This window comes from uncultured Dialister sp. (genome assembly GCF_937959425.1).
Lineage (GTDB): Bacteria > Bacillota > Negativicutes > Veillonellales > Dialisteraceae > Dialister.
The window spans coordinates 1-6,539 of sequence record NZ_CALGPS010000055.1 but is presented as its reverse complement, the minus strand read 5'-3'; the positions used below and the strand labels follow the sequence as shown (position 1 = coordinate 6,539).

Here is a 6,539-nt window from a genome sequence, read left to right as displayed (position 1 = left end):
AGTTTCCTGTCGGTATGAAATACCATAGTGTCAAGCCGTGTAGGAAACTTTTCGCAAATAGTTTCCTGTCGGTATGAAATACCATAGTGTCAAGCCGTGTAGGAAACCTTTTGCAAATAGTTTCCTGTCGGTATGAAATACCATAGTGTCAAGCCGTGTAGGAAACTTTTCGCGAATAGTTTCCTGTCGGCATGAAGCACCTTAGCGTCAAGCTCAGTAGGAAACCTTTCGCGAATCGTTTCCTGTCGGCATGAAACGCCATAGTTTCATACCCCCGGCCCCCTCACCTATTCCGAAGCATTTTCCTGATGGCTTCGATGGCGGCTCTGGTCTGGGGATCCTTTGCCATGTCGTTTTCCACCCTTTCGCAGGCGTAGAGGACGGTGGAGTGATCCTTCCGCTTGAAGCAGTCCCGGAGGGTGGGGTAGGATTCGTGAAGCTCGTTGCGGCAGAGGTACATGGCAATCTGCCGGGGAATGACGATTCTCTTGGGCCGTCCGTTGCCCAGAAGTTTTTCCTTCTTTACGCCGTAGTACTTGCACACCGTGTCGATGATGAAGTCCACCGTAAGTTCCTGTCCGCTTTCGATGGGAATCTGGTCCTTCAGCGCTTCCCGGGCAAAGGGCAGGGTGATGGGCTCCTTTTTAATGTGGGAGAAGGTGACAAGCTTGTTGAAGGCCCCTTCCAGTTCACGGACATTGGTATTGATGTGGCTGGCAATGTAGTCCACCACATCCTTGGGCAGGGTGATGCCCATCTTTTCCGCCCGTTTCTGCAGGATGATGCAGCAGATTTCATAGTCCGGCGGGGAAATAGGCGCCACCAGGCCGCTGGAGAAGCGGCTCTGCAGGCGGTCTTCCAGCTTGTCGATGTCCGAGGGCGTACGGTCGCTGGTCATGATGATGTATTTCTTCTTGTCGAAAAGTTCGTTGAATGTATTGAAGATTTCCATTTTCGTGGAATCCCTGGAACCGAAGAACTGCACATCATCGATGAGGAGGAAATCCAGATTTCTGTACTTCGCCCGGAACTTGGGCATGGTGTGGTTCTGGATGGCGTCGATGAGCTCATTGGTGAAGGTCTCGCTGGACACAAAGAGCACCGAAAGGCTGGGCTTATATGTATGTATATAATTGCAGATGGCATGAAGCAGGTGGGTCTTGCCCAGTCCCGACGGGCCGTAGATGAAAAGAGGGTTCATCTTCTGATCCGCCTGGTTCGGGTTCGTGGCGGTCTGGGCCACCGCATAGGCGGCCTGGTAGGCGATTTCATTGCAGTTGCCGTGGACGAAGGTTTCAAAGGTGTATTCCTCGTTCACCGGATTGGGCTGGAAATTTTTCTTCGTCTCCCCGACCCCTGTCATAGGTTCAAAGAGAGAAGGCTCGTGGAGCTCCTCGTAATTGCGGATATCCGGCAGCACCACCTGGTCCGCCGTTTTCGGCTGCAGGTTGGAAAAATCCGGCGGCGTCACCTCTTCAGGGAATGGATCGGCAGCTGCCGGCGGGGTCTCCGGAAGAGGGGAAGGCGCCGGATTCTCCTCCTCCGGAAAAGGAATGGCCGGCGCCGGCACCGGTTTTGGCGCCGGCACAGGGGCCGGCGGGGCAAGAGGCGCCCTGGGAGGCGCCGAAGTTTCAGGAGATGGAGGATTGGAAGCAGCGCCGGGAGAAGCGATTTCCACCTTCATAGGCTTTCCCGCAATGGAGCTTACGATCTGCTCCAGCTTCCCCTTGTACACCCCGTTAATCCACCGCACCAGGTAAGGTTTGGAAGGCGTTATCACCAGGGTGGTGTCGTTCATGGACGTGGGAAAAACGTCGTAGGAGAACATCTGGTAGTACTGGCTGTCATTCTTGCTGATGTAGTCCAGCACCTGTTCCCAAAGTAAGAAAAAATCCATAATGGCTCCTTTGGATAACATGTGAATACCTGTGAATTTCTGTGAAAAGATTTTTCGTGAAATTTTCAGTTTCATTCGATAAATACAGGATATTCAGCTTTTGAATAAAGCTGTTCATAAGTGAAGAACCTTGTGAATAACTTTATTGTACCATGACTTTTCTTTTCTGTACATTCACAAGATAATGGGAGAAAATCCTTTTGAACCTACTAGCAGTAGTAGAAATCACTGTTCACAGGAATTCACAGGGGGGAGTCCGCTGTCGGCTTACTGCTGTCCGCCGGGCAGTGTCATCCTGGGCGTAAGGGAAGCGCTGATTAAAGCAGACTCTATGAATGAATCAGTGCTTCCTTAATCTGTATCAGTGAGGTGATTTTTGTATCATCTGATGAAAAAAAGCCTCCGCTGACAGGGGGGGGCTTTTCATTTATGAAATATTTGCCAAGATGCCAAGACTTTAAATAAAATGATACTATTTACATGAGACAGCTGGCAGGGCTTTCTCTTACTTCCTGTAAGAGGAGGTGATTCACTATGAGCCAAGATTTATATCAGGCCTTTATGGTTATGATCAATTTTGCAGCCTTAGTGGCCGCCATCATTGCACTGGGGAAGGGCTGATTTAATCGTTATCGGATTTCATTCTTGCGTTTTTATTCAATGCAAGGAATAAGTCGACGCGAATAGCGAGCTATTTAAGGAGACTTATGACGCAGCATTGGATAAAAACGCATATGAAATTCGATTCTGCGATTAAACCAGTGCTTCCCCGGTTAAAAAGTAGCAATTGAAAAAAGCCATCCATGGCTTGGAAGGCTCCTTTCAAATCTAAAAAATTCTGAGAGAGCCATTCCCCGACACGGATACCGGCTGTCTCTTTCTATGCTTATTATATCATAGAAAAAGGAAAAAACAATGACAAGGGGCTTGTTTTGGCAGGAAAAGGGATATGAAGGAATCCTTTCCATCACCTTCTGAATCCGGTCTGCAGAGCAGTCTCCATTGGTAATCCAAAATCCACGGTTCTGCGTTTTTTTTATATTTATGGCGAAGCTGCCACCACTGCCCTCAGCGCCACAGGCGCTGTCAAACTTAAGAACCTTCGCCTGCACAGCGGGCGTCAAACCTGAGAACCCTTTCCTTCTGGACCTTCTGAACCTTTTGAATCCGGGGCCGGGCAGCGGCCCCTTTTCCACTAGTCAAAGCGGCCAAATCATGGTACCATAAAGGAGATATTGTTACGGAGGCACTGACCAATGAATCAGCGCTTCCCTGGAAAGGAATCACGCCATGAAACGACCGCGGAAAGTGACCCGGGAGACGAGACTGAACCAGTACGCCCGGAAAATGTACGGCAAAGAGAAAACGGAAAAAATCATGGAAGATGAAGACATGGAAATGATCCAGACCAGCAGGAACGGCGAAAAGAAGAAAATCCGCACCCTGCTGAACCGGAGGCTCCGCCATTCCATGAAAAATAAAGACCTTCCCAATGGAGCGGCTTACCGCAGGGAAAGCGGCTGGGAAGAGGAATAACCAGTGAGGACGCAGGATTCGCTGCGTCTTTTTTTAATAAGTGAGTGATAACCATGAATAAAAATGAAATCCTTGTACTGGATACGGAAACCACCGGCTTTCTTGGAAATGCGGAAGTGCTGCAGGTATCCATTCTTGACGGCGAAGGCACGGTGCTGATGAATGAATATTTCCGGCCCGACCACACCGAAAGCTGGCCGGGAGCCATGGCGGTGAACCATATCACCCCGGCCATGGTGGCGGACAAACCCTCCATCCAAATGCGGAAAGAAGAGATTTCCCACCTCCTCCGCCATGCCAGGGCAGTGGTGGGATATAATATTTCCTTTGACCTTAAAATGCTCAGGCAGAACGGCGTCTACGTGCCCGGCCCCATGAAGCTCCGTCCCATCGACCTTATGGGCCCCTTCTCCGACCGCTACGGAAAGGAAAAGAACCTGCCCCTCAATAAATACGGCCACTACAAATACCAGAAACTCATTACCTGCGCCGGCTACTACGGCTACGAAGAAGGGGGCTGGCACGACAGCCTGGCGGATACCAGGGCCACCCTCTTCTGCTTCTGGAAAATGGTGGAAGACGGCACCCTTCGGATTTAAAGGAAATCAAAATGATACGGAAAAATTTCAAAACCTCGGCAAAAAAGAAATATTATATCGTAAAAAAAGGCAAAAAGCCCGGCGTCTACTACAACTGGCCGGACTGCCAGAAACAGGTGCAGGGCTTCCCCGGCGCTGTGTACAAAGGATTCGTCACCCGGGAGGAAGCGGAAGCCTGGTACGGAAAACCGGTGAAAGAAGCAGTCGCCTCCCCTGTCCCGGCGGCCAAAAAGGAAACTCCGGACATCAGGAAACTGGAAGTCCTCTACCCGCCCCATGTGCACCCCCTGGATGACAGCATTCTTTCCTATAACGGCGTCCGCATGGCCATTTCCCTGCCGGAATCCCTTACCATCTACACCGACGGCTCCTGCCTCGTCAACCCCGACGGCCCCGGCGGCTTTGCGGCAGTCTTCCTTTCCATGGACGGAAAAGAACTCCTCACCCTGACCGGCGGCGAGCCCTCCTCCACCAACAACCGCATGGAACTTCGGGCCGCCTATGAAGCCCTCAAAATGGCGGACGACGGCAAAGTGCACACCATCGACTTCCACACCGACAGCAAGTACCTCCAGCAGGCCTTCTCCAAAGGCTGGGTGGAGAAATGGAAGAAAAACGGCTGGAAAACCGTACAGGGCACCGCCGTCCTGAACCAAGACCTGTGGACCGCCATCGACGACCTCATGGAAAGACACCACATCCGCTTCCGGTGGGTGAAGGGCCATGTGGGCACGAAATACAACGAACTCTGCGACCGCCTGGCAAAAGAAGAGGCTAAGGACCACCGGTGATGGAGACATTGTCGGAGATAAACTGTATTCCCGAAGGTTGACTCGCCCTTACGGGCTCGAGGGTTGATGGGGCCTTTGGACCTGCGGTCCTGGGCCCCAAGGGTTCTGTCCGGAATCGGCTTCGCCTTCCGGACGGGCCCTGGGCCTTGCGGCCCAGGGAGTTATATAGTATCGCTGCGCTGGCGGGGTGGGCGCCTGCGGCGCCAATATAAATGCCGCCTTTCGGCGGCGGCCCCCTTTGGTGCCTACGGCACCACCTTCCTCCACGGGAAAGCGTCTCACTTGGTTCTCAGGTCGCTATCGCTCCCCTACGAACCAAGTTTGCTTGCCACCCCGCTGTGCGGGGGGGACAATAAAGCTCCGTTAAACATTTCCTCAAAAGCAGATCTATATATAGCACGGGTTGTTGTGCCCCCGCTTGCGGGGGAAAGGTGGTGGCGCAAGCCACCAAAGGGGGAAGCGGCTGAAGGCCGCTAATCACCGTAATGCTGTTCCTGCTGATGAATCCAAAGGCTTCAAGCCGGACTCAACCGGAAGCCTGAAGCCGGCAGCTGTAAGCCGATTGCTTTCACCTCTACATCCCACGGCTCCTTTCCGCCGACTGTTTTTTTATACCATTTATCTCAGATGCGGCAGTCACTTAATAAATACCATAAAAAAAATTACTTTTCTCTTGTGCTTGATGTCAATAGAGCCTATAATAAAAAATGAATAAAAGGGAAATTTTATTTTTAAAATGATTTCAGCCCTGTTTTTTTAAGAGAAAGAAGGCATCATCATGACATCGGGCAAGGAAGATTATTTAAAGGCTATTTATCTGATCAGCGAATCCCATGACATTGTCACGAACAAGGAGCTCTCCCAGACGCTCCAGGTCTCCCCTCCTTCGGTTAGTGAAATGATTACGAAACTGCATAAACAGGGATACGTAGACTATACAGCCTATCGCGGCAGCAAGATGACCCGGAAAGGCCGCAGGGAAGCGGGCCGCCTGCTCCGGTTCCATGCCCTGTGGGAAGTCTTCCTGGTGGACTACCTTCATTTCTCCTGGAGCGAGGCCCACGAACTGGCAGAAGGACTGGAACACCAGACCAATGATATCCTCTCCGAAAAACTGGACACCTTTCTCCAGCACCCCACCCACTGCCCCCACGGCGACCCCATCCCCCGCAAGGACGGCACCCGCCTGGGCATTACCAAGGAACACCTCTCCGACCTGGAAGCAGGCGAAACCACCCACATCCGCCGCATCGTGGAAGACTACAGCCTCATGGACTACCTCCAGGGCAAGGGCATTGACATCGACATGAAAGTCACAGTCAAAGAAAAAGAACCCTACGAAGGCCCCATCCTTCTGGAAACAGAAAAAGGCGACATTTCCCTCAGCTACAAAGCTGCCCAGCAGATTTTTGTAGACGATAAGAAATAAAATATATCCCGCCGGACAGAAATGAATTTCATGTCCGGCGGGATTTTTATTGGGAAAAAGTTTCCTGTCGGTAAGAAGCACCAATGTGTGTCACATCAATAGGAAACCTTTTGCGAATAGTTTCCTGTCGGTATAAAGCGCCAATGTGTGTCACATCAATAGGAAACCTTTCGCGAATAGTTTCCTGTCGGTATGAAGCGCCAATGTGTGTCACATCAATAGGAAACCCTTTGCGAATAGTTTCCTGTCGGTATGAAGCGCCAATGTGTGTCACATCAATAGGAAAC

Annotated in this window: 7 protein-coding genes; 5 read left to right on the top strand and 2 right to left on the bottom strand. The window is 51.3% G+C overall.

What is annotated here, in order from left to right; genetic code table 11:
• Positions 1–283: 283 nt before the first annotated feature.
• Positions 284–1,897: a chromosomal replication initiator protein DnaA gene (gene dnaA / locus Q0482_RS02315; protein ID WP_299142845.1), complete on the bottom strand. Its 1,614-nt coding sequence runs from the start codon at positions 1,895–1,897 to the stop codon at positions 284–286.
• A 534-nt stretch (positions 1,898–2,431) separates the two neighbouring features.
• Here dnaA and Q0482_RS09990 point away from each other — a divergent pair.
• From Q0482_RS09990 to Q0482_RS02295, 5 genes are all read left to right on the top strand, one after another.
• Entirely contained in the window at positions 2,432–2,518 is an 87-nt protein-coding gene (locus Q0482_RS09990) for a putative holin-like toxin (protein ID WP_366517979.1), read from the top strand.
• 669 nt (positions 2,519–3,187) lie between these two features.
• A complete protein-coding gene (locus tag Q0482_RS02310; RefSeq protein ID WP_299142842.1) occupies positions 3,188–3,433 on the top strand; it encodes a hypothetical protein in 246 nt (81 codons plus the stop codon).
• Between the two features lie 53 nt (positions 3,434–3,486).
• Entirely contained in the window at positions 3,487–4,032 is a 546-nt protein-coding gene (locus Q0482_RS02305) for a 3'-5' exonuclease (protein WP_299142840.1), read from the top strand.
• A gap of 11 nt (positions 4,033–4,043) precedes the next feature.
• Positions 4,044–4,823 (top strand): ribonuclease H family protein, encoded by a 780-nt coding sequence (locus Q0482_RS02300; protein WP_299142837.1) that lies wholly within the window; start codon positions 4,044–4,046, stop codon positions 4,821–4,823.
• Between the two features lie 778 nt (positions 4,824–5,601).
• Positions 5,602–6,252: a metal-dependent transcriptional regulator gene (locus Q0482_RS02295; protein WP_299142834.1), complete on the top strand. Its 651-nt coding sequence runs from the start codon at positions 5,602–5,604 to the stop codon at positions 6,250–6,252.
• A gap of 46 nt (positions 6,253–6,298) precedes the next feature.
• Here the strand turns inward: Q0482_RS02295 and Q0482_RS02290 are convergent.
• The coding region (locus Q0482_RS02290; protein WP_299142831.1) for a hypothetical protein at positions 6,299–6,539 on the bottom strand (241 nt) is incomplete at its 5' end.

Bases quoted from the DNA above. Each gene is read 5' to 3' on its own strand.
- Q0482_RS02300 (WP_299142837.1), top strand. From the start codon at position 4,044: ATGATACGGAAAAATTTCAAAACCTCGGCAAAAAAGAAATATTATATC.
- Q0482_RS02295 (WP_299142834.1), top strand. From the start codon at position 5,602: ATGACATCGGGCAAGGAAGATTATTTAAAGGCTATTTATCTGATCAGC.
- Q0482_RS09990 (WP_366517979.1), top strand. From the start codon at position 2,432: ATGAGCCAAGATTTATATCAGGCCTTTATGGTTATGATCAATTTTGCA.
- Q0482_RS02305 (WP_299142840.1), top strand. From the start codon at position 3,487: ATGAATAAAAATGAAATCCTTGTACTGGATACGGAAACCACCGGCTTT.
- dnaA (WP_299142845.1), bottom strand. From the start codon at position 1,897: ATGGATTTTTTCTTACTTTGGGAACAGGTGCTGGACTACATCAGCAAG.
- Q0482_RS02310 (WP_299142842.1), top strand. From the start codon at position 3,188: ATGAAACGACCGCGGAAAGTGACCCGGGAGACGAGACTGAACCAGTAC.